Raw genomic sequence first — 24,602 nt, 5'->3', positions numbered from 1 at the left:
CCGTATAGCGGTATTGCCGTGTGCCTCGCGCCGCGCGTCAGGTGACGAGCGGCGAGACTTCGAACACGCAGTGCGCATGGCCTTCGCCCGCGCATTGCGTTTCCTTCGATTGCGAGCGAGGGCCGGCGCGGCCGCTCGTATCGGTATCGTTGACCCAATCCATCGCGCCCGCGAACCAGCCCGCGAACATGTAGCAAAGCTTGCCGTGCTTGTCGGGCTGAGCGAGCACGAACGAGGAGTGGCGCAGTTCGATGCGCGCCTGCGCACGCGCGGGATCGGCCTCGGCGATCGCGAACAGCCCCCAGCCGCGCTGCGACAAGCGCTTCAAGTAATGCTCGAACACCGCCATGCCGACGAGCCCGTGCTGTTTCGCCTCCTTATCGCACCAGTGATAGGCCGATTTGTAGCCGGCGCGATACAGAATCTCGGCGTAGGCTTCGCGCCCGAGCGCTTCCTCGACGGCGACGTGGTTGTTCGTAAAGAAATGGCGCGGCACATAGAGCATCGCCAGTGCGTCGGTGGTCCATACGCCGGTGGCGGGATCGACGTCGATCGGAAGTTGCGGTTGCATCGAAGGGTTCCTCGTTCGAAATCAAATACGGTGCGGCGCTCACGCGCCCCAGACGTCGCGGAATACGCGCACCCAGTTCTCGCCCATGATCTTGCGAATGCGGGTCTCGCTCCATCCCGCGCGTTCCATCGCAGCGGTCAAATTCGGAAACTCGCCGATCGTGCGAATCCCTTCGGGGTTGACGACCTTCCCGAAATTCGTCAAACGACGGTAGCGCCCCTTGTCGTGCGTGAGCCAATCGAAAAAGTCGACGCTGTAGCCTTGCGTGAAATCCGTACCGATCCCAACCGTGTCCTCGCCGATCAGATTGACGACGTAATCGATCGCCTCGATGTAGTCTTCGACGGTGGCGTCGATCCCGCGCTTCAGGAACGGCGCGAACATGGTGACGCCGACGAAGCCGCCGGCATCGGCGATCTCCTTGAGCTGCGCATCGCTCTTGTTGCGCGGGTGTTCCTTGAGCCCCGACGGCAGGCAATGCGAATAGCACACCGGCTTCTTCGAAAACGCGATCGCCTCCGACGATGTATTGCCGCCGACGTGCGACAGATCGACCATGATGCCGACCCGGTTCATTTCCGAAATCACTTCCCGGCCGAAGTCGGACAGCCCGCCGTCGCGCTCGTAGCATCCAGTGCCGACCAGGTTTTGCGTGTTGTAGCAAAGCTGCACGACCCGCACGCCCATGTCGTGGAAGGCCTCGATATAGCCGAGGTTGTCTTCGAACGCATGCGCGTTTTGAAAACCGAGGATCACGCCCGTCTTGTTCTCGCGCTTGGCGCGAAAGATGTCGTCGGTGGTACGCACGAGCGTGAGGATTTCGTCATGCTCGCGGATTTGCTGCTTCATCGACGCGATGTTGTCGACGGTCTTCGGAAAGCTTTCCCACACGGAGACGGTGCAATTGGCGGCCGTGATGCCGCCCTTGCGCATGTCTTCGAACACCGAGCGCTCGAACTTGGAAATGTTCAGACCGTCGATGATGATGCTGTCGTTGTGAAGTGTGGACATCGAGTGCTCCGGACTAGGGCTGGTCGAATGAATGACGGTTCAAGGGGCGGCCACGCGAATCGGGCGGTCCGATCAGTAAATCGGAAAGCGTTCGCACAGCGCGAAGATCTCGCGGCGCACACGCTGCTCGGTTTGCGCATCGCCTTCGGGATGACGCGTCAACGCATCGAACACCTCGAGGATCAGGCGGCCGATCTGCTCGAATTGTTCGACGCCGAAACCGCGGGTCGTCCCCGCCGGCGTACCCAACCGGATCCCCGACGTGACCGTCGGCTTTTCCGTGTCGAACGGGATGCCGTTCTTGTTGCAGGTGATGCCGGCCCGTTCGAGCGCCGTTTCCACCTGCGTGCCCTTCAGGCCCTTCGGGCGCAGATCCACGAGCAACAGATGATTGTCGGTGCCGCCCGTCACGAGATCGACGCCGCCCTCGCGCAGCACGGTGCCGAGTGCCTGAGCGTTGGCGAGCACGCGATCGATATAGCGCTTGAAGCCGTCTTCCAGGGCTTCGCCGAACGCCACCGCCTTGCCCGCGATCACGTGCATGAGCGGGCCGCCTTGAAGGCCGGGGAACACGGCCGAGTTGATCTTCTTCGCGATCTCTTCGTCATTCGTCAGCACAAAGCCGCCGCGCGGACCGCGCAGCGTCTTGTGCGTGGTGGAGGTGACGACATGCGCGTGTTCGATCGGGTTGGCGTGACGGCCCGCGGCGATAATCCCGGCGATGTGCGCCATGTCCACCATCAGCTTCGCGCCGACGCTATCGGCGATGGCACGGAAGCGCGCGAAATCGAGGGCGCGCGGATAGGCCGAGAAGCCGGCGATGATGAGGCTCGGGCGATGCTCTTGCGCGAGCGCTTCGATCCGGTCGTAATCGATGAGCATCGTCTCGCGGTTCACGCCGTATTGGACGGCGTTGAACCACTTACCCGACAGGGCCGGCTTCGCGCCGTGCGTCAGGTGCCCGCCCGCATCGAGCGACATCCCGAGCACCGTATCGCCGGGCTTGGCGAGGGCGAGCATGACCGAACCGTTGGCCTGCGCGCCCGAATGCGGTTGGACGTTGGCGAATTGTGCGCCGAAGAGCCGCTTCACGCGTTCGATGGCGAGTGCTTCGACTTCGTCGACGAACTCGCATCCGCCGTAATACCGCTTGCCCGGGTAGCCTTCCGCATACTTATTGGTCAGCACCGAACCCTGCGCCTCGAGCACGGCGCGCGAGACGATGTTTTCCGATGCGATCAATTCCACCTGCGACTGCTGCCGCTCGAGTTCTCGAAGCACCGCGGCGCGCACGGGGGCGTCGCGATCGGCAAGCGTCTGCGTGAAAAACGGCTCTGTATTCGACATGGCGTATCCGTAGTAAGGGCGCGGCGCAGTGCTTTGCCTTTGCGCCGCCGGCGTTCGTAGGCGACGGCTCTATTCTTGTCGTTCGCCCTTTTTGCGGATTGACGAATTCAGACGCGTTCTTTACCTTTTCCGACACGCGCGTCCGTTTTGGACAAGTCGGATGAACGGCGGCGATGCGACCGCGCGCGACCTGCTCGGGCGGCAGACAGCCCCGGCACCGCCGTCCGCAAGCACATATTGCACCGCACCATACGAGCACCTAAATGACGCTGAAAAGCTCAACGAATGGGCGTACCCGCACGAGTGCAGTGCAATACAAATTACCATCCCCGCCCGCTATAGGGTTAAGCCGTATGGCATGCTTGTTGCCCTGGAATCCACAATGAACAGGCCGGGCTCGGCGAAAAGCCGGCCCCGCACTAGATCGGATTCGAAGGAACATCCCATGTCGCCCGACCGGACTGCATCGCTATCGAACTTCGCGTTCATGATGTTGCCGAACTTCACGATGATCGCGTTTTCGAACGCAGTCGAAGTGCTTAGGATGGCGAACTATCTGAGCGGCCAGACGCTGTACCGTTGGTCGGTCGTGAGCCCCGACGGCGGCGCCGTCATGGCCAGCAACGGCTTGGCCGTCGAAACCGCTCCCGTCTCGTCGCTCGAGCAAATGCCCGACGTCATGTTCGTATGCGGCGGCGTGGACGTGCAGCATTGCACCACCCATGCGCATCTGTCGGAATTGCGCCGCTTCGCGCGCTCCGGCGTCGCGCTCGGCAGTCTCTGCACGGGCACCTATGCGCTCGCGCGCGCGGGCTTGCTCGACGGTTACGCCTGCGCCATCCACTGGGAGAACATGTCGGCGCTCAAGGAAGAGTTCCCCGGCACGCGCTTCTTGAAAGAGCTGTTCGTGGTCGATCGCGACCGCATCACCTGCACGGGCGGCGTCGCACCGCTCGACATGATGCTGCATCTGATCGCACCGCGAATCGGTACACCGCGCGTGACGCAAATCGCCGAGCAATTCATCGTCGAGCATGTTCGCGATACGAGCGCGCAGCAGCGCATGCCGCTCGTCGCCCGCCTTGGCTCGGCGAACAAATCGCTGTTCGAAGTGATTGCGTTGATGGAGAACAATATCGAAGAGCCGCTCTCGCGCGAGGAGCTTGCCCGGCTCGCGAATATGTCGCAAAGACAGCTCCAGCGGCTATTCCGCGAACACCTCGGCATGACGCCCACGCATTACTACCTCACGTTGCGGTTGCGCCGCGCGCGCGAGCTGCTGCTGCAAACGGATATGTCCATCATGCACATCACGATGGCGTGCGGTTTTCAGTCGGCGTGCCACTTCAGCAAGAGTTATCGCGACGCATTCGGCACCGCGCCGACCCGCGAACGCCGCAAGCAGGTCGCGCCGCTCGCACGCTCCGCGTCCACCGTTCCCTCGGCCCCCGCGTTGCACATTTGATCCGACCGGTTCGCCGCTTCACGATCGCTTCACAGTCCCGCAAGCAGCCGCGCATTGCGCAATCGACGCGTGAACGGCGTTCGCGAACCGTCGCACGAGCCCATCGGGTACGACGAGATAGCCGAGCCGCCCCCCTTTCAACCCAGCTCGTCGCCGAGTCGGGCCGCGAGAAAATCGACGAGGGCACGGACGCGCTTCGGCAGTGTGCGGCCGCTCGTCCATACGAGGTGAATCGGCGCGGGCTCCGGCTCGAATTCGGTCAATACGACTTCGACGCTGCCCGCGTCGACATCCTCCCGCACTTGCCACAGCGGTGCGCGCGCGATGCCGAGCCCCGCCACTGCCGCCATGTTGCAAGCCTCGGCATGGCTCGAGCGAAACCGCCCCCCGACGGTCACCGCCTCCCCGTCGGGGCCGAACGACCAGAGCTCTTCCTGCGCACTCTTGCGCAGCAGGCATTCGTGGCTCGCGAGATCGGACGGCGCACGGGGATAGCCGTGCGCAGCAAAGTAACTCGGCGCGCCGAAAACGACCCGCCGCAGCGTACCGACGCGCTTCGCTTTCAGGTCCGACGGCGCGAGCGTACCAAGCCGAAGCGACAGGTCGATCGCATCCCCGGCTAAGTCGACATGCCGCTCCGACAGCACGAGTTCCACGCTCACGCCACGATGCAAGCGCAAGAATTCCGCCACGGCCGGCACCGCGTATCGCGTGCCGAACGCAGTGGGCGCAGCCAAGCGTATCGCGCCGCGCAATTGCTGCCCTTGATCGGCAAGCGTTTCCCTGGCCGCGGCGATCTCGCGCACCGCCGGACGAATACGGTCGACGAATGCCACACAGGCAGCCGTCGGGTAGACACGCCGCGTCGTTCTGTTGAACAGCGTCACGTTCAGGTGCCGCTCCATCGACGCCAGCGCTCGGCTGACCGATTGCAGCGATCGCCCCAAGCTCGCCGCCGCCGCCGTCAGGCTGCCGTGATCGGCAACGGCTAACAGCACCTCGTAGTCTTCATTGATCTTCATCCAAGATTCCAAGATTCTCTCGCTAACCGGAAGAATGCCTACCGGCTCGGACGGCTACTCGGCGCCCGGCACCGACGGTACATTCTATCCACGGCAAGCCGCCGATTTCGACTCTTTCGCGAGAACCGCATGAACGACAACGCAGCCGCTCCCACCGCACCGCGCTACGGCGCCCCCATTACCTTCGAACAAGCGCAACGCGTCGCGCAGGCCGCGCAGGACGAGGCGCAGCGATACGACTGGCCCATGGTCATCGCCATCGTCGATAGCGCCGGCCACCTCGTCTTGCAGCATCGGCTCGATCAGGCGCAACTCGGCAGCATTGAAGTTGCGCGTCAAAAGGCCGAAACCGCCGTGCGTTTCCGGCGGCCCACCAAACGCTTCGAGGATGCGCTCGCTCAAGGCGGATTGCATCTGCGCCTGCTCGGCATGACGAACCTCACGCCGCTCGACGGCGGGCTGCCCCTCATCGCAGACGGCAAGGTGATCGGCGCGATCGGCGTCTCGGGCATGCAGTCCCACGAAGACGCGCTGGTGGCCGAAGCCGGCGCCGCAGCGGTCCGGGCGTTCTAGCCCTGCCCGCTCATGGCTTAGCCGCGGCGGCTCGGTGGCCGCAGATCAATGCGACCCCCGCCTCGGCTGTCGCGCGTAGCGACGAGCGCGCGTCGCCCGCGCGCGAACGGATGGCTAAGGAATGCAAGATGGCCGACGCGATGCGCGCCAGCGATGCGGGATCGGCGTCGGCGGCCAGTTCGCCGCTGCGCTGCGCGCGAACGAGCCTGGCCTCGAACGAACGATCGAAAACCCGCAGCCCATCCGCGAGGATTTGCCGGACCGCTTCGTCGCTCAGCGCCTCGACCACCGCGGTGCCCGTCAAGAAGCAGCCCGTGGCCGGCCCGCCAGGCCGATAGTAGAGCGCCAACGCAAGCTCATAGATGCGCAGCAGTGCCTGCGCAAGCGGCAGCGGCCCGCTTAACGCGTCATCCATCGCGGCTCGACTGACTTCGATGTAACGCTCGAGCGTCGCCAGATACAGCGCATGCTTATCGCCGAACGCGCCATACAAGCTCGGCCGATTCATCCCCATCGCCGCACTCAAATCGTCGAGCGTCGTCGCGCTGTAGCCGCCTTGCCAGAACGTATCGCGCGCCCGCGCGAGCGCATCCGCCGCATCGTAGGCACGCGGACGTCCGCGTCCGCGCTTGGGCTCGGCCCGTTCGCTTTCCGTCTTTTTTTGTACCATGTCGAATAAAAATGCTTGACCGCTCGAATTTTTGTTCACTATAGTACAAAAACCAATCAACGAGGGGACGAATAGATGGAACTGTACTTTTCGCCGATGGCCTGCTCGCTGGCCACGCGCATCGCGTTCTACGAAGCCGGCTACGACGCGCGGTACGTGCAGGTGGACACCCAGAACAAGCGGTTGTCGGACGGCAGCGACTTTTTCGGCATCAATCCGCTCGGGCAAGTGCCGGTGTTACGCACCGACGAGGGCGCGCTGCTTTACGAAAACGGCGCGATCTTGCCCTATGTCGCAGATCGATTTCCCGCCGCCAAACTTGCGCCCGTCGACGGGCTCGAGCGTGCGCGCCTGCACCAGTGGCTGGGATTCATCGGCACCGAACTGCACAAAGGTACCTTCGTGCCGCTACTGGACCGAAACGCCGGCGACGAAGTGAAGCGGTATGCACGCGAGCACGTTGCGCTGCGCATGCAAGCGCTGCAACAGCATTTGTCTCCACGCGAGTGGCTGCTCGAGCACTTCAGCGTCGCCGATATTTACTTGGCCGTCGTGCTCAATTGGGCGCGCTATTGCGATACCGATCTTTCGCCATGGCCGGCCGTCCTCGGTTTGCTGAAGCGGGTATCGGCGCGCCCGGCCGCAGCGAGGGCATTCGAGGAGGAATTCGCGCTTTACCGCGCCGAGCAGGCACGTGCGCGCGCCTAAGCAGGCGCATAGGCAATCGGATGCCGCGGCGCGAATCGTCTGCGCGCCGCAGGCCGTTCTCCGCTAGTCGATCAAATCGAGCACCGGTAAGCCGTTCGCTTCGCAATATTCGCGATAGGCGGCGAGTTGAGTCGAGGCGCCCACTCGATTGCGCACACTCCCGTCGGCACCGATGAATTCGACTTCCCCATGGACGACAACCATGACCACCAACGGTACGTCGCCCACCACCTTCCACCAATCGGTATTGCTCGGCGGCTCGTAGACGTACTGTCCAGGGCCGATGCGCTCGCCTGTGCACAACACGCGCTCGCCTTCGAGGTTGAACGCATGGATCGCGCCGGTGTGCCGATGCAACGGCATGATCGCGCCCGGACTCATCCGCATCAACTCGACGAAGCCGCTACCGTCGGAGAAGAATCGCAAGGGCTTCCACCATTTGACGGGCGACTCGGGAATCCAAGGCATGTCCTGCGCACGGGCGATGCGCGCCGGAAGATAGGGGATCGGCGATGTGGGCAACTGCGACTCGACTTGACTCATGGCTGGTGGCTCCGGTACACGGCGACGATGGGGCCGTTCGAACCGAACTTTAGCGTTACACTGGCGCCTATTTTGAGCCAGTGCTATGCCAATTTATGGAACCAGTTTTCGCGTTCCCGATCGATCTCGGCAAGCGCGGCCCCGAGCGCCGCGTGCAACGGCTCCATCAGCAATTGCGCGCGGCCATCATCGAGCGACGATTGGCCGCCGGGGCACGACTGCCGTCGACAAGGCGCGTCGCGCAGGCGTATGGCATCGCGCGCAACAGCGTCATCGCCGCCTACGATTTGTTGATGGCGGAGGGTTTCATCGTGACGCGGCCTGGTGCGGCGGCCGAAGTCGCCGATTTAGGCGGGCCAGGGAGCGCGGGCGGACGCAAACGTACGCCGCGGCTTTCGAGCCCGCCGCCAATGGTTCCCGTACGCAAGGCCGCACCGAGCACGGTGCCTGCACGGCCCTCGGCCACGCGCGGCTTCGCGTTGGGCGTGCCCGATCACCGCTGGTTTCCTTCGGATGTGTGGCGCAGGCTGCTGCTGCGCGCGAGCAACACCTCGCTTCCCGACGCCTTCGGCTATCCGCCCGCCGAGGGGCAGCCGTTGCTGCGCGCGGCGATTGCCCAGCACGTGTCCTACGCGCGTGCCGTCGTCTGCGGCGAGCAAGACGTGATCGTGACATCGGGCGCGCAGCAGGCGTTCGACTTGCTCGCGCGCGTGCTCGTTGCGCGAGGACACACGAAAGTCGCCATCGAGAACCCAGGCTATCCGCCGCTGCGTGCCGCCATGGCGTCGGCCGGTGCGCAACTGGTGCCGATTGCGGTAGATGACGAAGGGCTCATCGTCGAACAGTTACCCACCGACGTGCGGATCGTCTGCGTGACCCCTTCGCATCAATTTCCGACGGGCGTGGCGATGTCGCTAGCGCGTCGGCGAGCCTTGCTCGATTTCGCGCAACGACACGGCGCCGTGGTGATCGAAGACGACTACGACGGCGAGTTCCGGTACGGGACCCAGCCGCTCGACGCGTTGCAAATGCTCGATCGCGAAGCGAAAGTCATCTACGTCGGCACGTTTTCGAAAAGCTTGTTTCCGGCACTGAGGCTCGGTTACGTGGTGGCGCCGCCGTGGCTCGCGGGCGCGCTGGCAGCCGCGAAACAAAGCGCCGACAACGGGGGTAACGTCGCCGTGCAGGAGGCGCTCGCTCGCTTCATCCTGGACGGCCATCTTGCGCGATACACCCGCCGGATGCGAAAGCGCTATGAACGGCGCCGCGACACGCTGTTGACGGCGATCGAACGCGATCTGAGCGAATGGCTGGCGGCGAGCGCGCCGAGCGCCGGAATCCATTTATCGGTGCGATATCGCGATCGCCGCCAAGCGAAACGTATCGCCTCGCTCGTCGAACGCTACGCGCCCGGCGCGCAACCGCTAAGCGACTTCCTGATCGAACCGGAAACGGCGGCAGCAACCGGTATTGCCTTCGGATTCGGATGTATCGATGAAGCCGAGATCGATGCCTCGATCGAACAGTTGGCGCGTGCGATGAATCGGACTTAACCGGCGGTCCGCTTCGCGCGTACGACGTCGCTCCAGCCAACGACGCCACGCGCCTAGACACGCGGTCGGCCATCCGAATGCCCAACACTCGCTCGGATTCCTCTCTCCGGTGCCGATTCGCTTCAACCAAGCGATTCCGATCGCCGTGCTCGGTTTGCTAGTCAACCTGGCCAGCGTTTGGCTGCTCGATCGCCCGTCGCGAACGCGAGACGTTTCGCGGCGGGCCCGCTATTCGGGGAACATCCATCGTTAGACGGACTGCCCCCCGCTGCCGTTAAGCGGCCTTGAGCATACCGTGCGGATCGATGACGAACTTGCGCGGGGCGCCGCCGTCGAACGCGCGATACCCTTCTGGCGCCTGATCGAGCGAAATGACGGTCACGTTCACGATCTTGGCGATCGGCAAGCGGTCCCACAAGATGGCCTGCATCAAGTTGCGGTTGTACTTCATCACCGGCGTTTGACCCGTATGGAACGAATGCGACTTGGCCCAGCCTAGGCCCAACCGCAGGCTGAGACTGCCGCGCCGCGCAGCCGCATCGGACGAACCCGGATCGTCGGTCACATAAAGCCCCGGGATACCGATCGCACCGGCCGGCCGAGTAATTTCCATCAACGAGTTCAACACCGTAGCGGGCGCCTCTTGAGTGTGGGCATTGCCGTGCCCGTGCGCTTCGAAGCCCACGCAATCGACGGCGCAATCGATCTCCGGCTTACCGAGAATCTGCGCGATCTGCTCGCCGAGCGACGCATCGAGCGACAAGTTGACCGTCTCGAAGCCCATCGCCTTCGCATGGGCGAGGCGCTCCTCGTTCATGTCGCCGACGATCGTCACGGCCGCACCGAGCAAGCGCGCCGAGGCCGCGGCCGCCATCCCGACGGGGCCTGCGCCCGCGATGTAGACGGTTGCGCCCGGCTTCACGCCCGCGGTGACCGCGCCGTGATAGCCCGTCGGCAAAATGTCCGACAAACAGGTCAGATCGCGGATCTTCGCGAGCGCCTGATCGCGGTCCGGAAACTTCAGCAAATTGAAATCGGCGTAAGGCACGAGCACGTATTCCGCTTGCCCGCCGATCCATCCGCCCATATCGACGTAGCCGTACGCGCCGCCTGCACGCGAGCCGTTGACATTCAGGCACACGCCCGTATGTTGTTCCTTGCACATCGGACACCGGCCGCATGCGACATTGAACGGCACGGATACGAGATCGCCGATATTGAGCGTTTCGACGTCGCGGCCGATTTCGATCACTTCGCCCGTGATTTCATGGCCCAGCACGAGCCCTTCGGGTGCCGTCGTGCGGCCGCGCACCATGTGCTGATCGGAGCCGCAAATATTCGTGCTGACGACTTTCAGAATCACGCCGTGCTGGATCGAGCGGCCGCTCGGATCGACCATCTTCGGATAGTCGATCGACTCCACCCCCACCTTGCCCGTGCCTTGATACACGACACCTCGGTTGCTGCTCATCGTATGCGTCTCCTTTCGTCTCGATCGCCGAGTGGCGATCCCTGTTGCGGGGAACGCGCGACGCGACACGCGCACTCCTTCCGCCGCCGCTTGCAGCGTAGTCCGCAACGGGCTGCCGCGATCGTACAAAACGCGACACGCGCTTGCTAGAACCCGACACGACAGGGGCGATCCCCCCCTAATCGATTGATGGGCGGGCGCAAAACGCCTATCGTTGGAGCCTTCGATTGACTGACAAGCTTCCTGGAGAGTGCCGATGAGCCAGTCCTGCGTCTACGGTCCGCAGCGTCTTTACATCGGGGGAACCTACGTCGAGGCGACCTCGGGCGAAACCTTCGCCAGCTTCGATCCCGCGACGGGCGAGTGTTTAGCGACGCTTGGACAGGCGAGCCGCGACGATGTCGAGCGCGCCGTGGCGTCGGCTCGCGAGGGGCAGCGCGAGTGGGCGGCGTGCACAGCGATGACGCGCTCGCGCATCTTGCGCCGTGCCGTCGAATTGCTGCGCGCACGCAACGACGAATTGGCCGAACTCGAAATGCGCGACACCGGCAAGCCGATTGCCGAAACGCGCGCGGTGGACATCGTGACGGGTGCGGACGTCATCGAATATTACGCGGGCCTCGCCCCGACGATCGAAGGGCGGCAAATCCCCCTGCGCGACGATTCGTTCGTCTATACGCGCCGCGAGCCGTTGGGCGTGTGCGTGGGGATCGGCGCGTGGAACTACCCGATTCAGATCGCATGCTGGAAATCGGCGCCCGCGCTCGCAGCCGGCAACGCGATGATCTTCAAGCCGAGCGAAATCACACCGCTCTCCGCGCTGAAACTGGCGGAGATCTACACCGAAGCCGGCGTCCCGCCGGGCGTATTCAACGTCGTTCAAGGAAACGGCTTGGTAGGCGCCATGCTCGCGGAGCATCCCGGGGTCGCCAAGGTCTCGTTCACCGGTGGCGTGGAGACAGGCAAGAAAGTCATGTCGATGGCGGGCGCCTCGTCGCTCAAGGAAGTGACGATGGAGCTGGGCGGCAAGTCGCCGCTGATCGTATTCGACGATGCCGATCTCGAACGCGCGGCCGACATCGCCGTCACCGCCAACTTCTTCAGCGCGGGCCAAGTCTGCACGAACGGCACGCGAGTCTTCGTCCATCGCTCCGTCATGCAGCGCTTCGAGGCGCTCGTCGCCTTGCGCGTGGCACGGATTCGCGTGGGCCCGCCGTCCGATCCGAACACGAACTTCGGCCCTCTGGCCAGCGCGGCCCAACTCGATAAGGTGCTCGGCTACATCGAAAGCGGCAAGCGCGAAGGGGCGCGGCTCGTCGCGGGCGGTACGCGCATCGCCGATGGCGCCTTCGCGCTCGGCCAATATGTGGCGCCCACGGTGTTCGCCGATTGTCGCGACGACATGCGGATCGTTCGCGAGGAAATTTTTGGGCCGGTGATGAGTCTGCTCGCGTTCGACGACGAGGACGAAGTCATCGCCAGGGCCAATGCAACCCACTACGGATTGGCCGCGGGCGTCGTCACGGAGAATCTCTCCCGCGCGCATCGCACGATCCATCGGTTGGAGGCAGGCATTTGCTGGATCAATACCTGGGGCGAATCGCCGGCGGAAATGCCTGTGGGCGGATACAAGCAATCGGGCGTCGGCCGTGAAAACGGCATTGCCACGCTCGAGCATTACACGCAGATCAAATCGGTTCAGGTCGAACTCGGCCCCTACCGGCCCGTGTTCTGAAGGACGAAGGAGAGCGTTCGTGAGTGCCAAGGAATACGACTACATCATCGTCGGTGCGGGGTCCGCGGGCAACGTATTGGCCACGCGGTTGACCGAAGATTCGGATGTTACCGTGCTGCTGCTCGAAGCCGGCGGCCCGGACTATCGGTTCGACTTCCGCACGCAGATGCCGGCCGCCCTCGCCTATCCGCTCCAAGGCCGGCGCTACAACTGGGCGTACGAAACCGAGCCGGAGCCTTACATGAACAACCGGCGCATGGAATGCGGTCGCGGCAAGGGGTTGGGCGGATCGTCGCTGATCAACGGGATGTGCTACATCCGGGGCAACGCGCTCGATTACGACGGTTGGGCCGGCAACAAGGGGCTCGAGAATTGGAGCTACCTCGACTGTCTGCCCTACTTCAAGAAGGCCGAAACACGCGACATCGGTCCGAATGCCTATCACGGCGGCGATGGCCCCGTGCACGTCACGACCAGTAAGCCGGGCAACAATCCGCTATTCGGCGCGATGGTAGAAGCCGGGGTGCAGGCGGGCTATCCGCGCACGGACGATTTGAACGGTTATCGGCAAGAAGGCTTCGGCCCGATGGACCGCACCGTCACGGCGCAGGGCCGGCGTGCGAGCACGGCTCGCGGCTATCTCGATCAAGCGCGGCAGCGGCCGAACCTGACGATCGTCACGCACGCGCAGACCGATCGCATTCTGTTCTCGGGTAAGCGTGCGACGGGCGTCGCCTATCTTCACCGCAACGCGCCGATCTCGGCTCATGCCCGGCGCGAAGTGCTCGTCTGTTCGGGGGCGATCGCCTCGCCCCAACTGCTGCAGCGTTCCGGTGTCGGTCCCGGCGAATGGCTGCATGAACTCGATGTCCCTATCGTGCTCGATCTACCAGGCGTGGGCCGCAACTTGCAAGACCATCTCGAGATGTACATGCAGTACGAGTGCAAGGAGCCGGTTTCGCTCTATCCCGCGCTGAAGTGGTACAACCAGCCGGCGATCGGATTGGAGTGGCTCGTGAACGGCACGGGGATAGGCGCGAGCAATCAATTCGAAGCGGGCGGCTTCATTCGTACTCGCGACGACGATCCCTGGCCGAACATTCAATACCATTTCTTGCCGATCGCGATCAACTACAACGGATCGAACGCGATCGAGATGCACGGTTTCCAGGCGCATATGGGCTCGATGCGCTCGCCGAGCCGCGGCCGAATCAAGCTGCGCTCGCGCGATCCGCGCGCCCATCCGAGCATCTTGTTCAACTACATGGCCGATCCGCTCGATTGGCGCGAATTTCGCGACGGGATTCGCATCACGCGGGAGATCATCGCGCAACGTGCGCTCGACCGATACCGCGGCCGCGAGCTCAGTCCCGGCGCCGAACTCAAAACCGATGCCGAACTCGACGCGTTTGTTCGCGCGCGCGCGGAGACGGCTTATCACCCATCGTGCTCGTGTGCGATGGGATACGACGAGATGTCGGTGGTCGATACCGAAGGCCGCGTGCACGGTATCGAGGGCTTGCGCGTCGTGGATGCGTCGATCATGCCGCGCATCACCACGGGCAATCTGAACGCGCCAACGATCATGCTGGCAGAGAAGATCGCCGACCGCATCCGAGGGCGCGCGCCGTTGCCGCGCGTGGACGTGCCGTATTACGTGGCGAACGGCGCGCCGGCGCGGCTGGGACCGCAGGCAGTCGCGCCGGGCGGCGCGCCTGCTATGCGCTCGCCGTCAGCGGCGGCGCCGATCAACAGCTAAGCTTATCGACGAGCCACCGCCATGCCGAAAGCCGCTTCTTCGACGCCGTTTCGCGCCAGCGCCGCTGCGCGCCTCGAGCGCTTGCCGTTCTCCTCGTATCACCGCTGGTTGTTCGTCGTCATTGCCCTAGCGTTTTTTTTCGACTCGGTCGATCTGGGCACGATGACGTTCGTGCTCGGGTCGATCAAGAGCGAATTCGGCTTGACGACGGCAACGGCTGGGCTCGTGGCGAGTGCAAGCTTCTTCGGCATGGTGGGGGGCGCCGCGGTCGCCGGCTTGCTCGCCGATCGATTTGGGCGGCGCCCCGTGTTTCAGTGGAGCATGGTGTTGTGGGGCGTGGCCTCGTATCTGTGCTCGACAGCGCATAGCGTGGAGGCTTTGATCGTCTATCGCGTCATTCTCGGTATCGGGATGGGCATGGAGTTTCCCGTTGCGCAAGCGTTGCTGTCGGAATTTGTGCCGACTGCCTCGCGCGGCCGCCTGATCGCATTGATGGACGGCTTCTGGCCGCTCGGATTCATCACGGCCGGTGTCGTGTCGTACTTCGTCCTACCGAGTTTCGGTTGGCGCACCGTGTTCGCTTTGCTTGCGATACCGGCGGTATTCGTGCTGATCGTGCGGCGCGTCGTGCCCGAATCGCCACGGTGGCTCGAGCACCGCGGTCGCCTGAGCGAAGCGCAAGCGGTGCTCACGGTAATCGAGGCGAAAGTCATGCGCGCTTGCGGGATCTCGGCTTTGCCGGCGCCGGCGATTGCGTTCGATCCGCCAGCCGTGCCGCCGAGCACGCGCAGTGCGTTCGGCGAGATTTGGAGCGGCGTTTATCGCACCCGCACGATCATGGTGTGGATCCTGTGGTTCTTTGCACTGCTCGGCTTTTACGGGCTGACCTCTTGGCTTGGGGCGTTGATGCAGCAGTCGGGCCTCGCGGTCGCCAAGTCGGTCCTCTACACCGTGTGGATCTCGCTGGCGGGAATCCCTGGCTTTCTCTGTGCAGCCTGGTTGGTCGAGCGCTGGGGACGTAAGCCGACTTGCGTCACCTCGCTCGTGGGAGGAGCAGTCATGGCGTATGTCTACGGGCAAACCGCGTTGCATGGCGGCAGTGTGGCGCTCGTCATTTGCGCTGGGCTTGCCATGCAGTTCTTCCTGTTCGGAATGTGGGCCGCGCTTTACACCTACACGCCGGAGCTGTACGGCACGGGGGCGCGGGCGACGGGATCGGGTTTCGCCTCGGCAATCGGACGAATCGGCTCGCTAATCGGACCTTATGTGGTGGGCGTGGTGCTGCCCACGTTCGGGCAGGGCGGCGTGTTCACGCTCGGAGCGTGCTCGTTCGCGCTGGCGGCCGTCGCGGTGGCCGCGATGGGCATCGAGACGAAGGGCCTGGCGCTCGAGGCGTTGGGGCGAGACGGCGAAGGTAGCGGCGCCGCGCGCGAATATGTTGCTGCGTTCGATGAGGCGAAGTGACCTGGGTGACAGCTTGTTTCAAAATGCCGCGTGTCGTGCTAGACCGTGTGCCATTTATGTCGAGCTATGCCGCCGGCACCCACTGGCGTATTTTGTCAACGAACTCGCCGGCTTGGCTAACCGCCCAACGGGCATCCTCTTCGGCCACGATCTCGCCCGTGTAATCGGCAAGCTTCCGTAGCCTCTCGACTTTGTTGAGTGCGCTTCCCAGGTCTGGCTCGATCGCGCCAGCCTTTACTAGATGCAAGCCGAACAACGCGATTAAGCTGCGATGCGTCTTAGGGGACGCTTCAGGTACTGTGACGCTGGCCGCGAGCAGCGCAGCATGAGCGGCGTCGAACATCGCGTAGTACGCGCGATTGCACGCGCCTTCGAATCCCCCCGCGGTCAGTAGGACACGTGCTTCTTCCAGCGCGCGGCCCGCCTTGCCCATGTAGTCGCCCACCGTCATGCTCATAGTGGGATACCCTCTCGACGAATATTTTCGATCAACGCGGGATTGCTGAATAACTCGGGATGCTGCATCTCGTCTTCCCACAGCGGCAACGCCTCAATCAACACGCCCGTTTCGAGAAGTACATCGAAAGCGATGCCCGCCATGGCAAGCGCGACCGGTATCCGCTTGCCGTGCTCGCCGGGCAAGATGACAGCAATGTCCGCGTCGCTCTCCGGGCGGTGCGTGTCACGTGCACGGCTACCGAACAAAATGGCACGACTCACCGCGTAATGGCCAGCAACGCGCTGCAGGAACGCGCCCGCCGCGTGTGCGGTTTCAGCATCGACGTGAGGGTTCACAGCATCCTCCGAATCTTTGTTGCGGAGCAGTACGACCGGCTACGGGCGGTACGGCAATGATAGCGCCATACGCTTCGGGCGGACGAAACGCCCTGCCCGCAGAATTTTGCAATAGATGATACCGCGACACAGTAACTCGTCATCGAGGCATACCGCGGATAGCTACGCCACCCGCCCACTTTCACCCGCGGTCGACTCTGGGTGCGTCAAGCGAGGCGAACTCTACCGGCCTGCCGGTCGCTCATCGCTCAACCGCTGCGAGCATTCCTTCGTCCCCGTGTCGCGCATGCGGGCCTTTAGCCACAGCCCGAACTCCTTCATCGCCGCCACGACAGGCACGAGCCGCTGGCCATCGCCGGTGAGCCGATATTCGACCTTCACGGGCACCTCCGGGAAAACGGTTCGTTTAACGAGCCCCGCCTCCTCGAGCGCCCGAAGATCGAGCGTCAACATGCGCTGAGAGATGCCGGGTACGTCGCGGCGCAGCTCGCTGAAGCGCTTCGGACCTTCGAGAAGATACGAGACCAGCAACAAGCGCCATCGGCCGCCCAGTAGGCGCATCGCTTCTTCCACCGAACATCCGCTTACATTGCTTTTCATCGAATCGTTTCGTCAGTGGTATAAATTTTGTACCTATATCACAAAATAATGCCTTCTTCCCTTTTTAACTCGGGTGCGCGATAGTCGACGCCCGTCGCACGCGCTGCGAGTACGCACATCGCGTCCCACATTGAAAAAGCAGAGGATGGGCATGAAGCTTTATTACGCACCGGGCAGTTGTTCTCAGGCAGTCCATATCGTATTGCGCGAAGCCGAACTCGACGCCGAATTGATCCGCGTCGATCCACGGAAGCACTTGATCGAAGACGGTCGCGATTTTTATGACGTCGCCGCGCTCGGCTATGTCCCGCTGTTGGAACTCGATGACGGCTCGCTCATGTATGAAGGGCCCGTCATCGCACAATACTTGGCCGATCAACGGCCGGCCAGCGGTCTCGCACCCGCCAACGGCACAATGGCCCGCTATCGGCTGCAGGAGTGGCTGAACTTCCTGTCCTCCGAGATTCATAAAGGGTTTATTCCGCTGCTGTATGCCGTGGCTGCCGGAAAGTATGTCGATACGGTACGACCAAAGCTTAAGAGCCGATTCGAATGGATCGATCGCCAACTGAGCGGCAAACGCTATCTCATGGGCGAGACGTTCACCGTGGCCGATGCTTATCTGTTCGCGCTGACCGGTTGGGGACAGGCCGGGTGGATCAAGTCGGTCTACCACGCCGACATCGACCTGACCTCGCTCGACAACCTGCGCGTATGGTACGGCGCAATTCGCGCCCGGCCACACGTCCAACGCGTGTTGGCGCACGAGGGATTGGACGGCTGAAGCTGGAGCGGATAGCTAGTCGATACGCCGCCAGACGGAAATCGGCACATCGCCGTTCGGCCGGGGCGCCACGCGGTAACTCAATTCGCCACCGTTCAGTTCGTAGCTTCGCTTCTGCTCCTGGCCCTCCCAGTTGGGAAAGGACGCATGCTCGATATGAAAGATCAACGTCTTGCCATCCGAATCGACGCCGATCGTGCCGAAGTGAGTGCTGGAGCCCATAACCGCCGCCCTATATTCGTCCGGTGTACCCGCTCCCTTATCGCCCGAAACGAATTTTGGACGCTCCGCCTTAAAAATCTGCAAAGAGTAGTGTCCATGCGCATCGATGAGCAGCAGCCCCCGGGGCGCCGCGCCATAATCGCGTGCTCGCGTGCCGTCCGGGTGCTGGACGTCCGCAGCCACCAAGCTCCACGTTCCAACCAGTGCCGATTGTGCAGCGGAGGAATCGGCGCGGCCCACGCTCGGCGACAACGCATAAGCCAAAACCAATCCCCCGAGGAGGGTGCTTTTCATTCGCTGGCCGATCATATCGTTTCCGTCATTGAGTTGCGTGCCGAAGATCATAGCCGGGCCAATCTGTAAAGAATGCGATAATTCCGCACCTTCGCTTCAGAAAATCTGAATCATGTCTTTGCCGAATCTCGATATGGCTGCGTTACGTACGCTCGTCATCACGCAGCGGCTAGGGAATTTGAATCGCGCAGCCGAGCGGATCGGTCGTTCCCAGTCAGCCGTGAGCCAGCAGATGCGTAAGCTGGAGGAGCAAGTCGGCCAGCCCCTGTTTTGTCGGCAGGGGCGCGGTCTCGCCCTGACGGAATTCGGCCAGCTCATTCATTCTTACGCGCGCCGCATTCTCGATCTAAACGACGAAGCCGTGCGCGCGGTACGTGGTGCGGGAGTCGAGGGTGCCGTGCGGTTCGGCCTTCCGGGCGATTTCGCGGAGAGTTGGCTTCCGGTCGCACTGGGGATCTTCAAGAAGACACATCCCTACGTGCGGGTAGAGGTTGCCGTTGAACGCAACGGCGTACTGCTCGAGCGATTGGACCGAGGAGAACTCGATCTCGTCCTGGTCATGGGATACGAAAGCCGTCCCGACGCGGAACACCTTGCGACGTTGCCGATGACGTGGATCGGACCCGCGGGAATCGACGTCGAAATCGGCGGCGGCCGCCCGTTGGACGTGGCGCTATACAACTCGCCCTGCTTTTTCCGCCGGGCCGGGATCGACGCCCTCGACAAAGCCCATATTCCTTGGCGGCTCGCATACACGACGGCCAGTCTCCAGAGCCTTTGGTCGGGCGTGGCGGCAGGCCTCGGCATCACCCTTAGAACAGCAGCGGGCATACCGTTGTCTTTAACGCAATTGGGTGAAAAGGACGGCCTGCCGCCGCTACCTACTGTCGAATTATGTTTGCACACCGGGCATCGCGATGCGCCACCCGCGTTGGCGCAATTGAAGCGAGTCGTCATCGAACATGCCGCGAAGCATTTGCGCTAGCGGTCGACAAATAAGCCCTCCGCCTATGACTCAACTCAATGCAACTATCCGCCGAGCGCAACCGACGGATCACATCGCGATCGCGTCGTTGCTCGTTCAGCTCGGCTACGAAGCAACGCCTGCGCTAATCCAAGGAAAGATTCGAGTCTTACTCCCCAGCCCCGTAGACTGCTTGCTCGTCGCAGCCCTAGAGCGTGAAGTAATCGGCAGCATCAGCCTTCACGCACTTGCGCTCTTCCACACGGAAGGGTTCCTCGGACGCATCACCAGTCTCGTGGTCGACGAACGTTATCGCGGGCGCGGTGTCGGCCACTTGCTAATGGCCGACGCCGAGCGCTGGTTTGTCTCGGTTGGATGCGTCAAGCTGGAAGTGACGAGCGGCAAACACCGACGCGATGCCCATCGCTTTTATGAACAGCACGGTTTCGCCCAAGATGGGCTCAGACTTGCTAGAGGACTGCCAACAGCGCCCCAACAACCGGATCGATGAATCGGGCGATCACCCCGATACCGCCCCACCGCCGTTCGCGGCGCGAATCAACGAAAGGATTTCCTCGCACACCCTCTCCGCCCATCGACGGTACTGCTTCGGCCCTGGGTGGTACCGGTCCACCGCCATCTCGACGGGATTCGCCGCCCAGTCGAGAGAAACATAGCGGCGCGCCGAATGGCGTTCGACCCAGCGTTTCAACGCTCGATCGAGCCGAAGCGCATAACGGCCCAAATACCATCGCAGCGGATGCGGCGCCGCAGGCAATATGCGCAATGGCGGCAGTCCAGTCACCACCATTCCCACTGCGCCTGTGCGCTCGCAAAGATAGTCGGCTAACGCCTGGTAATCGCGCAAAAACACAGCCGGCTTACGTTGCGAAGTGACGTCGTTCGTACCCAACGCCGTCACGACGTAGTCCGCCGGCTCGATGGGACTGCCCGCCAACAACGCCAACGCCTCATTGGTGTTGACGCCGGACTTGGCGATCAGCTGCCAAGCGACGCGACGCCCGGTGACCGCGGACAACAAGCGAGCAAGAGGCTGAGCCAAGGCATGTGCTTGCTCATCCACGCCCACGCCGGCCGCGGAGGAATCGCCCACCACTAAAATGCGTAAAGGGACGGCAGACGCACCGCCGCCCCCCTCCGAGCCGCTGCGGGGCCCCACCGCTTCGGGTAAACGGAGCGCCGTAGCACGGAGCCAACGCGCCTGAACCAGCAACACTGGGCCAAGCGCGATCTTATAGAGCGTGAGCATCGCATTGCTTCTGTAATAAAAATACGAATGCTCTCTAATTAGATAACGACCGTCAAGCACAGATCGATTGCTTGGAACCTCGCGTCGTTTTCAGCCCCCCCAGCTATCTATTGCCGAAGCGAATTGAGATCGATTACAAAGCGATACTTCACATCGCTCTTCAACATCCTCTCGTACGCCCCGTTGATCTCTTGCATCGGAATGATTTCAATATCCGACGTAATGCCATGCTGGCCGCAAAAATCGAGCATCTCTTGCGTTTCGGCAATACCGCCGATTAGCGAGCCAGCGAGACGGCGGCGCTTGAAGATCAGGTTGAACACCTGCGGCGACGGATGGTCGTGCTCGGGCGCCCCCACCAGCGTCATCGTCGCATCGCGCTTGAGCAGCGCAATGAACGGATTGAGATCGTGCTGCGCGGCCACCGTATTGAGGATGAAATCGAAACTATTCGCGTGCGCTTGCATTTGCGCCGCGTCTTTCGAAATCACAACTTCATGCGCGCCCAGACGCTTCGCATCTTCCACTTTCGAGGGCGACGTCGTGAACAACACCACATGCGCGCCCATTGCGCGTGCGAGCTTGACGCCCATATGACCGAGCCCGCCGAGACCGACGATCCCGACTTTCTTGCCGGGCCCCGCACCCCACTGGCGCAGCGGCGAATACGTCGTGATGCCCGCGCACAGCAACGGCGCGGCACCGGCCGCATCCAGGTTCTCCGGGACGCTCAAGACGAACGCTTCGTCTACGACAACACTGGTCGAATACCCGCCGTAAGTCGTCTCGCCGCTCACACGGTCGGTCCCGTTGTAGGTCCCCACGAAGCCGTTTTCGCAATATTGCTCAAGGCCTTCGGCACAGCTCGCGCACGTACGGCAAGAATCGACGAGACAGCCGACGCCCACCAGATCGCCGCTCTTATAACGCGAAACACCGGGGCCGACATTCGTCACACGGCCAACGATTTCGTGTCCCGGCACCACGGGGTAAGTCGTATTGCGCCACTCGTTGCGCGCTTGATGCAAATCGGAGTGGCAAACGCCGCAAAACAGCACCTCGATTTGCACATCGTGCTCGCGCAAGTCGCGGCGTTGAATGTCGAACGGGGCGAGCTTGGAACTGGCGTCCTTCGCTGCGTATCCGTGAGTCGTGTACATGGATGAGCACTCCTGCAAAATGCGCGTGCTCCGACATGGAGCTTCGCAGGTCCACATGGTAGGGAGCGATACGGTACGACGGAATGCCTGAATCTATCGAACGTTTGCCTTTTTCTCTCAACTAGCAGCGAAAAAGCGGAATTGGCGCTATATTTCGAGCCCGATTCTCCCACTTTGCGCGTTCGTCGGCTATGTCTAATTCCCCTTCGCCTTCTCGTTTCGTCAGTCCAGCGCAAGCGCGCATGGTCGAGTTGCTGGCAACGCTCGCGCCGGGCGAAGGCTTCACGTACTCGGTGCTCGACGGCGTGAAGTTCATGCGGACGAACGTCTCGACCCCGCGCGTGCCGGTCATGTACGAGCCGTCGATCGTTATCGTGGCGCAAGGCCGAAAGCGCGGCTTCCTGGGCAGTCAGGCGTTCATCTACGACGCCCAGCACTATCTGGTCCTGGCCGTGCCGCTGCCGTTCGAGTGCGAGACTGAGGCGACACCCGAAGAGCCCATGCTGGCCATTTCCATTCGCGTCGATCTTGGCGTGATCGCCGAACTCTTGATGATGCTCAACGATACGCGCGGGCCGAACGAAAGCGAGCCGCGCGCCGTCTACGCCACGCCGCTCGATCCGACACTGAGCGATGCGGTGCTGCGCCTGCTCGAATCGCTGGCCTCCCCGCACGACGCACGGATCTTGGGACCTGCGATCGTTCGGGAGATTTGCTACCGTGTGCTCACCGGATCCCAAGGCGACTTGATCCGTGCCGCCCTAACCCATCAAGATCATTTCGGCCGTATTTCGAAAGCCTTGCGCCGCATTCACACCGATTTCGCCTGCGAACTGGATGTGCCGATGCTCGCGCGCGAAGCAGGCATGAGTTTGGCCGTATTTCATGCCCAGTTCAAAGCCGTGACCGAAACGTCGCCGATGCAATACGTGAAGACGACGCGGCTGCATCAGGCGCGGCTGCTGATGGTGCACGACGGCCTGAACGTCAGTGCGGCCGCGACCCGCGTGGGGTACGAAAGCGCCTCCCAATTCAGCCGCGAATTCAAGCGGCTGTTCGGGGTGAGCCCCGTCGACGACGTCAAGCGCATGCGCGGCGACCCCGTCGGCGCAGCGAGCGGCGGCGCGCAAAGCCCAAAGCGCGGCACCGCGCGGTTCGTCACCGCGAATTGAAGCCGTGGCCTGCACGATAGATAGCCAACGTTACCGGGTTGCATCCCCGAAACGATACTCATACGTGAGTTCGTCGAGGCTCGCTTTAAACTGCGGATCGAGCACCAGATCGACGGCGGCCAGCGTATCGGTCAGTTGCTCGGGGCGGCTCGCCCCGAGGATGGCGGACGCGATCGTGCTATTGGCCAAGACCCAAGCGACAGCGGCCGTCGAAAGCGCCAAGCCGGCATCGGCCGCTAGCTTCTTCAATGCTTCGATCGTGTCGAACTCGCGTTCGTGCCAATAGCGGGCTTGGTACATTTCCCCGGCGGTCCCGACCGTGAAACGGCCCTCGGGCGGCGGCGCCTCGCGGCGATGCTTGCCGGTCAGCAGGCCGCCCGCAAGCGGGTTATAGGGTAGGACGGCCAGGCCCTCTTCCTCGGCGAGCGGTAGCAATTCGCGTTCGATCTGACGAAAGAGCAAGTTGTAGCGCGGTTGGACCGAAACGAAGCGCGCCGTGCGCAGCACATCCGCTCGGCCCAGCGCCCTGGCCAGCCGATAGGCCAGATAATTCGATACACCGATATAGCGCGCGCGTCCCGTGCGAACGATCGTGTCGAGCGCTTCGAGGGTTTCGTCGAGCGGGGTCTCGCGATCATCGGAATGCAACTGATACAGATCGACGTAATCGGTGCCGAGCCGATGCAGCGACGCGTCGATGGCATCGAGCAAGTGCTTGCGGGAAGCCCCCTGATCCCAAGGCGACGGGCCCATTTTGCCGACGGCCTTCGTCGCGAGCACGAACCGATGCCGTTTGCCCTTGAGCCAACGCCCGACGATTTCTTCGGTGTGTCCGACACGCGACTCGCCGCCGCCGAGCGGATAGACATCCGCGGTATCGAAGAAGGTGACGCCGGCATCGGCGGCCGTATCCATGATGCGGGCGGATGTCGCCTCGTCGGTTTGGAAGCCGAACGTCATCGTCCCAAGGCATACGCGCGAGACGCTGAGCCCGGTTGCGCCGAACTTACGGTATTGCATCGCACTCTCCCGAAGCATGCCGCTCGGCGAGCGGCAAAGGCGAAAGGATAAACCTTCTTCCGAGCAGACGTAGCGCGAGGCCGCCAGCGGCTTTCCAAGTCTGACGATTCGCCGCGTGGGTCGATCGTTACTTCGAACCGGAAGACGCCGACGGACTCGATGCGCCGGACTGCTGGGCCGCCGCTTGGCTCGCGGCCCGCTGCTTCTTCGCTGCTTCGTGATGGCCGATTGCGCAGCCGGCCGCCGCGCCGGCCACGCCATGCTTGCCGGCGACATGGCCCACGGCTCCGCCGACCACGGCGCCTTTCATGCATCCCTTCGCTTGTGCCCCGCCCGCGAAAACAGCGAGTGCGAGGGCGCTCGTGCAGACGATCATTGCTTTCATTGCTTGCTCCTTCGACGAAAACTCTCGAACGGTGCAACGTTCGT

26 protein-coding genes are annotated in these 24,602 nt (G+C 62.8%); 11 read left to right on the top strand and 15 right to left on the bottom strand.

Translation table 11 applies throughout. The annotated features are described in order from the left end of the window. Positions 1–37: 37 nt before the first annotated feature. From ACTHN9_RS14170 to ACTHN9_RS14160, 3 genes are all read right to left on the bottom strand, one after another. Complete coding sequence (locus tag ACTHN9_RS14170) at positions 38–571, bottom strand: DUF5943 domain-containing protein (protein WP_440537393.1); 534 nt, start codon at positions 569–571, stop codon at positions 38–40. A 39-nt stretch (positions 572–610) separates the two neighbouring features. Then, complete coding sequence (locus ACTHN9_RS14165) at positions 611–1,582, bottom strand: dipeptidase (RefSeq protein WP_440537392.1); 972 nt, start codon at positions 1,580–1,582, stop codon at positions 611–613. Between the two features lie 72 nt (positions 1,583–1,654). After that, complete coding sequence (locus ACTHN9_RS14160) at positions 1,655–2,929, bottom strand: serine hydroxymethyltransferase (RefSeq protein WP_440537391.1); 1,275 nt, start codon at positions 2,927–2,929, stop codon at positions 1,655–1,657. A 445-nt stretch (positions 2,930–3,374) separates the two neighbouring features. Between ACTHN9_RS14160 and ACTHN9_RS14155 the strand changes: the two genes are divergently transcribed. Further along, entirely contained in the window at positions 3,375–4,394 is a 1,020-nt protein-coding gene (locus tag ACTHN9_RS14155; protein WP_440537390.1) for a GlxA family transcriptional regulator, read from the top strand. A gap of 137 nt (positions 4,395–4,531) precedes the next feature. Here ACTHN9_RS14155 and ACTHN9_RS14150 read toward each other — a convergent pair whose 3' ends face one another. Further along, positions 4,532–5,416, bottom strand: a complete 885-nt coding sequence (locus ACTHN9_RS14150; RefSeq protein ID WP_440537389.1) for a LysR family transcriptional regulator — start codon at positions 5,414–5,416, stop codon at positions 4,532–4,534. A 129-nt stretch (positions 5,417–5,545) separates the two neighbouring features. Between ACTHN9_RS14150 and ACTHN9_RS14145 the strand changes: the two genes are divergently transcribed. Continuing rightward, complete coding sequence (locus ACTHN9_RS14145; protein ID WP_440537388.1) at positions 5,546–5,989, top strand: GlcG/HbpS family heme-binding protein; 444 nt, start codon at positions 5,546–5,548, stop codon at positions 5,987–5,989. Positions 5,990–5,999: 10 nt separating this feature from the next. Here the strand turns inward: ACTHN9_RS14145 and ACTHN9_RS14140 are convergent, their stop codons facing one another. Next, a complete protein-coding gene (locus ACTHN9_RS14140) occupies positions 6,000–6,659 on the bottom strand; it encodes a TetR/AcrR family transcriptional regulator (protein ID WP_440537387.1) in 660 nt (219 codons plus the stop codon). Positions 6,660–6,734: 75 nt separating this feature from the next. Between ACTHN9_RS14140 and ACTHN9_RS14135 the strand changes: the two genes are divergently transcribed. Beyond that, positions 6,735–7,367 carry a glutathione S-transferase C-terminal domain-containing protein gene (locus ACTHN9_RS14135; RefSeq protein WP_440537386.1) on the top strand — a complete coding sequence of 211 codons (633 nt, stop codon included), beginning with the start codon at positions 6,735–6,737 and terminating at the stop codon, positions 7,365–7,367. Between the two features lie 63 nt (positions 7,368–7,430). Here the strand turns inward: ACTHN9_RS14135 and ACTHN9_RS14130 are convergent, their stop codons facing one another. Then, a complete protein-coding gene (locus ACTHN9_RS14130) occupies positions 7,431–7,910 on the bottom strand; it encodes a cupin domain-containing protein (RefSeq protein ID WP_440537385.1) in 480 nt (159 codons plus the stop codon). A 95-nt stretch (positions 7,911–8,005) separates the two neighbouring features. Here ACTHN9_RS14130 and pdxR point away from each other — a divergent pair, with 95 nt between their 5' ends. Continuing rightward, positions 8,006–9,463, top strand: a complete 1,458-nt coding sequence (pdxR, locus tag ACTHN9_RS14125; protein ID WP_440537384.1) for a MocR-like pyridoxine biosynthesis transcription factor PdxR — start codon at positions 8,006–8,008, stop codon at positions 9,461–9,463. Positions 9,464–9,737: 274 nt separating this feature from the next. On the opposite strand, the gene fdhA is transcribed toward pdxR, so the two are convergent. Further along, positions 9,738–10,934 carry a formaldehyde dehydrogenase, glutathione-independent gene (gene fdhA, locus ACTHN9_RS14120; RefSeq protein ID WP_440537383.1) on the bottom strand — a complete coding sequence of 399 codons (1,197 nt, stop codon included), beginning with the start codon at positions 10,932–10,934 and terminating at the stop codon, positions 9,738–9,740. Between the two features lie 256 nt (positions 10,935–11,190). On the opposite strand from fdhA, the gene betB reads away from it, so the two are divergent. The 3 genes from betB to ACTHN9_RS14105 are packed head-to-tail and all read left to right on the top strand — an operon-like array spanning position 11,191 to position 15,892. Then, complete coding sequence (gene betB / locus ACTHN9_RS14115) at positions 11,191–12,669, top strand: betaine-aldehyde dehydrogenase (RefSeq protein ID WP_440537382.1); 1,479 nt, start codon at positions 11,191–11,193, stop codon at positions 12,667–12,669. A gap of 19 nt (positions 12,670–12,688) precedes the next feature. Then, positions 12,689–14,428: a choline dehydrogenase gene (betA, locus tag ACTHN9_RS14110; RefSeq protein ID WP_440537381.1), complete on the top strand. Its 1,740-nt coding sequence runs from the start codon at positions 12,689–12,691 to the stop codon at positions 14,426–14,428. A 21-nt stretch (positions 14,429–14,449) separates the two neighbouring features. After that, positions 14,450–15,892, top strand: a complete 1,443-nt coding sequence (locus tag ACTHN9_RS14105; RefSeq protein ID WP_440537380.1) for an MFS transporter — start codon at positions 14,450–14,452, stop codon at positions 15,890–15,892. 64 nt (positions 15,893–15,956) lie between these two features. Here the strand turns inward: ACTHN9_RS14105 and ACTHN9_RS14100 are convergent, their stop codons facing one another. The 3 genes from ACTHN9_RS14100 to ACTHN9_RS14090 form a co-directional block, all read right to left on the bottom strand. Next, the gene (locus tag ACTHN9_RS14100) at positions 15,957–16,349 is read right to left on the bottom strand and encodes a HEPN domain-containing protein (RefSeq protein WP_440537379.1); all 393 of its coding nucleotides are present in this window, start codon (positions 16,347–16,349) and stop codon (positions 15,957–15,959) included. After that, the gene (locus ACTHN9_RS14095) at positions 16,346–16,687 is read right to left on the bottom strand and encodes a nucleotidyltransferase domain-containing protein (protein WP_440537378.1); all 342 of its coding nucleotides are present in this window, start codon (positions 16,685–16,687) and stop codon (positions 16,346–16,348) included. The genes ACTHN9_RS14100 and ACTHN9_RS14095 overlap by 4 nt, the downstream gene beginning before the upstream one ends. Before the next feature lie 222 nt (positions 16,688–16,909). After that, complete coding sequence (locus ACTHN9_RS14090; RefSeq protein WP_440537377.1) at positions 16,910–17,287, bottom strand: winged helix-turn-helix transcriptional regulator; 378 nt, start codon at positions 17,285–17,287, stop codon at positions 16,910–16,912. 151 nt (positions 17,288–17,438) lie between these two features. Between ACTHN9_RS14090 and ACTHN9_RS14085 the strand changes: the two genes are divergently transcribed. Continuing rightward, entirely contained in the window at positions 17,439–18,071 is a 633-nt protein-coding gene (locus tag ACTHN9_RS14085; RefSeq protein ID WP_440537376.1) for a glutathione binding-like protein, read from the top strand. 15 nt (positions 18,072–18,086) lie between these two features. Here the strand turns inward: ACTHN9_RS14085 and ACTHN9_RS14080 are convergent, their stop codons facing one another. Next, positions 18,087–18,638, bottom strand: a complete 552-nt coding sequence (locus ACTHN9_RS14080) for a lipocalin-like domain-containing protein (RefSeq protein WP_440537375.1) — start codon at positions 18,636–18,638, stop codon at positions 18,087–18,089. Between the two features lie 61 nt (positions 18,639–18,699). Here ACTHN9_RS14080 and ACTHN9_RS14075 point away from each other — a divergent pair, with 61 nt between their 5' ends. Next, entirely contained in the window at positions 18,700–19,572 is an 873-nt protein-coding gene (locus ACTHN9_RS14075) for a LysR substrate-binding domain-containing protein (RefSeq protein WP_440537374.1), read from the top strand. 25 nt (positions 19,573–19,597) lie between these two features. Beyond that, entirely contained in the window at positions 19,598–20,062 is a 465-nt protein-coding gene (locus ACTHN9_RS14070) for a GNAT family N-acetyltransferase (protein WP_440537373.1), read from the top strand. A gap of 9 nt (positions 20,063–20,071) precedes the next feature. Here ACTHN9_RS14070 and ACTHN9_RS14065 read toward each other — a convergent pair whose 3' ends face one another. Next, positions 20,072–20,665: an SGNH/GDSL hydrolase family protein gene (locus tag ACTHN9_RS14065; protein WP_440537372.1), complete on the bottom strand. Its 594-nt coding sequence runs from the start codon at positions 20,663–20,665 to the stop codon at positions 20,072–20,074. Between the two features lie 263 nt (positions 20,666–20,928). After that, positions 20,929–21,981 (bottom strand): NAD(P)-dependent alcohol dehydrogenase, encoded by a 1,053-nt coding sequence (locus ACTHN9_RS14060; protein ID WP_440537371.1) that lies wholly within the window; start codon positions 21,979–21,981, stop codon positions 20,929–20,931. Positions 21,982–22,172: 191 nt separating this feature from the next. Here ACTHN9_RS14060 and ACTHN9_RS14055 point away from each other — a divergent pair, with 191 nt between their 5' ends. Then, a complete protein-coding gene (locus ACTHN9_RS14055) occupies positions 22,173–23,153 on the top strand; it encodes an AraC family transcriptional regulator (RefSeq protein ID WP_440537370.1) in 981 nt (326 codons plus the stop codon). Between the two features lie 30 nt (positions 23,154–23,183). On the opposite strand, the gene ACTHN9_RS14050 is transcribed toward ACTHN9_RS14055, so the two are convergent. Together ACTHN9_RS14050 and ACTHN9_RS14045 are read right to left on the bottom strand one after the other, a co-directional pair. Further along, complete coding sequence (locus tag ACTHN9_RS14050; RefSeq protein WP_440537369.1) at positions 23,184–24,173, bottom strand: aldo/keto reductase; 990 nt, start codon at positions 24,171–24,173, stop codon at positions 23,184–23,186. Between the two features lie 127 nt (positions 24,174–24,300). After that, positions 24,301–24,558 carry a hypothetical protein gene (locus tag ACTHN9_RS14045; protein ID WP_440537368.1) on the bottom strand — a complete coding sequence of 86 codons (258 nt, stop codon included), beginning with the start codon at positions 24,556–24,558 and terminating at the stop codon, positions 24,301–24,303. Positions 24,559–24,602: the final 44 nt, after the last annotated feature.

It is taken from the genome of Trinickia sp. (assembly GCF_051953405.1).
Classification (GTDB): domain Bacteria; phylum Pseudomonadota; class Gammaproteobacteria; order Burkholderiales; family Burkholderiaceae; genus Trinickia.
The sequence above is the reverse complement of the archived record's forward strand: the minus strand, read 5'-3'. Positions and strand labels throughout refer to the sequence as shown.

What these genes read in the sequence shown, in the direction of transcription:
- ACTHN9_RS14155 (WP_440537390.1), top strand. Translation starts at nt 3,375, where the DNA reads ATGTCGCCCGACCGGACTGCATCGCTATCGAACTTCGCGTTCATGATG.
- ACTHN9_RS14105 (WP_440537380.1), top strand. Translation starts at nt 14,450, where the DNA reads ATGCCGAAAGCCGCTTCTTCGACGCCGTTTCGCGCCAGCGCCGCTGCG.
- ACTHN9_RS14145 (WP_440537388.1), top strand. Translation starts at nt 5,546, where the DNA reads ATGAACGACAACGCAGCCGCTCCCACCGCACCGCGCTACGGCGCCCCC.
- ACTHN9_RS14100 (WP_440537379.1), bottom strand. Translation starts at nt 16,349, where the DNA reads ATGAGCATGACGGTGGGCGACTACATGGGCAAGGCGGGCCGCGCGCTG.
- ACTHN9_RS14055 (WP_440537370.1), top strand. Translation starts at nt 22,173, where the DNA reads ATGTCTAATTCCCCTTCGCCTTCTCGTTTCGTCAGTCCAGCGCAAGCG.
- ACTHN9_RS14075 (WP_440537374.1), top strand. Translation starts at nt 18,700, where the DNA reads ATGTCTTTGCCGAATCTCGATATGGCTGCGTTACGTACGCTCGTCATC.
- ACTHN9_RS14070 (WP_440537373.1), top strand. Translation starts at nt 19,598, where the DNA reads ATGACTCAACTCAATGCAACTATCCGCCGAGCGCAACCGACGGATCAC.
- pdxR (WP_440537384.1), top strand. Translation starts at nt 8,006, where the DNA reads ATGGAACCAGTTTTCGCGTTCCCGATCGATCTCGGCAAGCGCGGCCCC.
- ACTHN9_RS14080 (WP_440537375.1), bottom strand. Translation starts at nt 18,638, where the DNA reads ATGATCTTCGGCACGCAACTCAATGACGGAAACGATATGATCGGCCAG.
- ACTHN9_RS14135 (WP_440537386.1), top strand. Translation starts at nt 6,735, where the DNA reads ATGGAACTGTACTTTTCGCCGATGGCCTGCTCGCTGGCCACGCGCATC.
- ACTHN9_RS14130 (WP_440537385.1), bottom strand. Translation starts at nt 7,910, where the DNA reads ATGAGTCAAGTCGAGTCGCAGTTGCCCACATCGCCGATCCCCTATCTT.
- betB (WP_440537382.1), top strand. Translation starts at nt 11,191, where the DNA reads ATGAGCCAGTCCTGCGTCTACGGTCCGCAGCGTCTTTACATCGGGGGA.
- ACTHN9_RS14170 (WP_440537393.1), bottom strand. Translation starts at nt 571, where the DNA reads ATGCAACCGCAACTTCCGATCGACGTCGATCCCGCCACCGGCGTATGG.
- ACTHN9_RS14140 (WP_440537387.1), bottom strand. Translation starts at nt 6,659, where the DNA reads ATGGTACAAAAAAAGACGGAAAGCGAACGGGCCGAGCCCAAGCGCGGA.
- ACTHN9_RS14050 (WP_440537369.1), bottom strand. Translation starts at nt 24,173, where the DNA reads ATGCAATACCGTAAGTTCGGCGCAACCGGGCTCAGCGTCTCGCGCGTA.
- ACTHN9_RS14085 (WP_440537376.1), top strand. Translation starts at nt 17,439, where the DNA reads ATGAAGCTTTATTACGCACCGGGCAGTTGTTCTCAGGCAGTCCATATC.
- fdhA (WP_440537383.1), bottom strand. Translation starts at nt 10,934, where the DNA reads ATGAGCAGCAACCGAGGTGTCGTGTATCAAGGCACGGGCAAGGTGGGG.
- ACTHN9_RS14060 (WP_440537371.1), bottom strand. Translation starts at nt 21,981, where the DNA reads ATGTACACGACTCACGGATACGCAGCGAAGGACGCCAGTTCCAAGCTC.
- ACTHN9_RS14150 (WP_440537389.1), bottom strand. Translation starts at nt 5,416, where the DNA reads ATGAAGATCAATGAAGACTACGAGGTGCTGTTAGCCGTTGCCGATCAC.
- ACTHN9_RS14160 (WP_440537391.1), bottom strand. Translation starts at nt 2,929, where the DNA reads ATGTCGAATACAGAGCCGTTTTTCACGCAGACGCTTGCCGATCGCGAC.
- ACTHN9_RS14090 (WP_440537377.1), bottom strand. Translation starts at nt 17,287, where the DNA reads ATGAAAAGCAATGTAAGCGGATGTTCGGTGGAAGAAGCGATGCGCCTA.
- ACTHN9_RS14045 (WP_440537368.1), bottom strand. Translation starts at nt 24,558, where the DNA reads ATGAAAGCAATGATCGTCTGCACGAGCGCCCTCGCACTCGCTGTTTTC.
- ACTHN9_RS14165 (WP_440537392.1), bottom strand. Translation starts at nt 1,582, where the DNA reads ATGTCCACACTTCACAACGACAGCATCATCATCGACGGTCTGAACATT.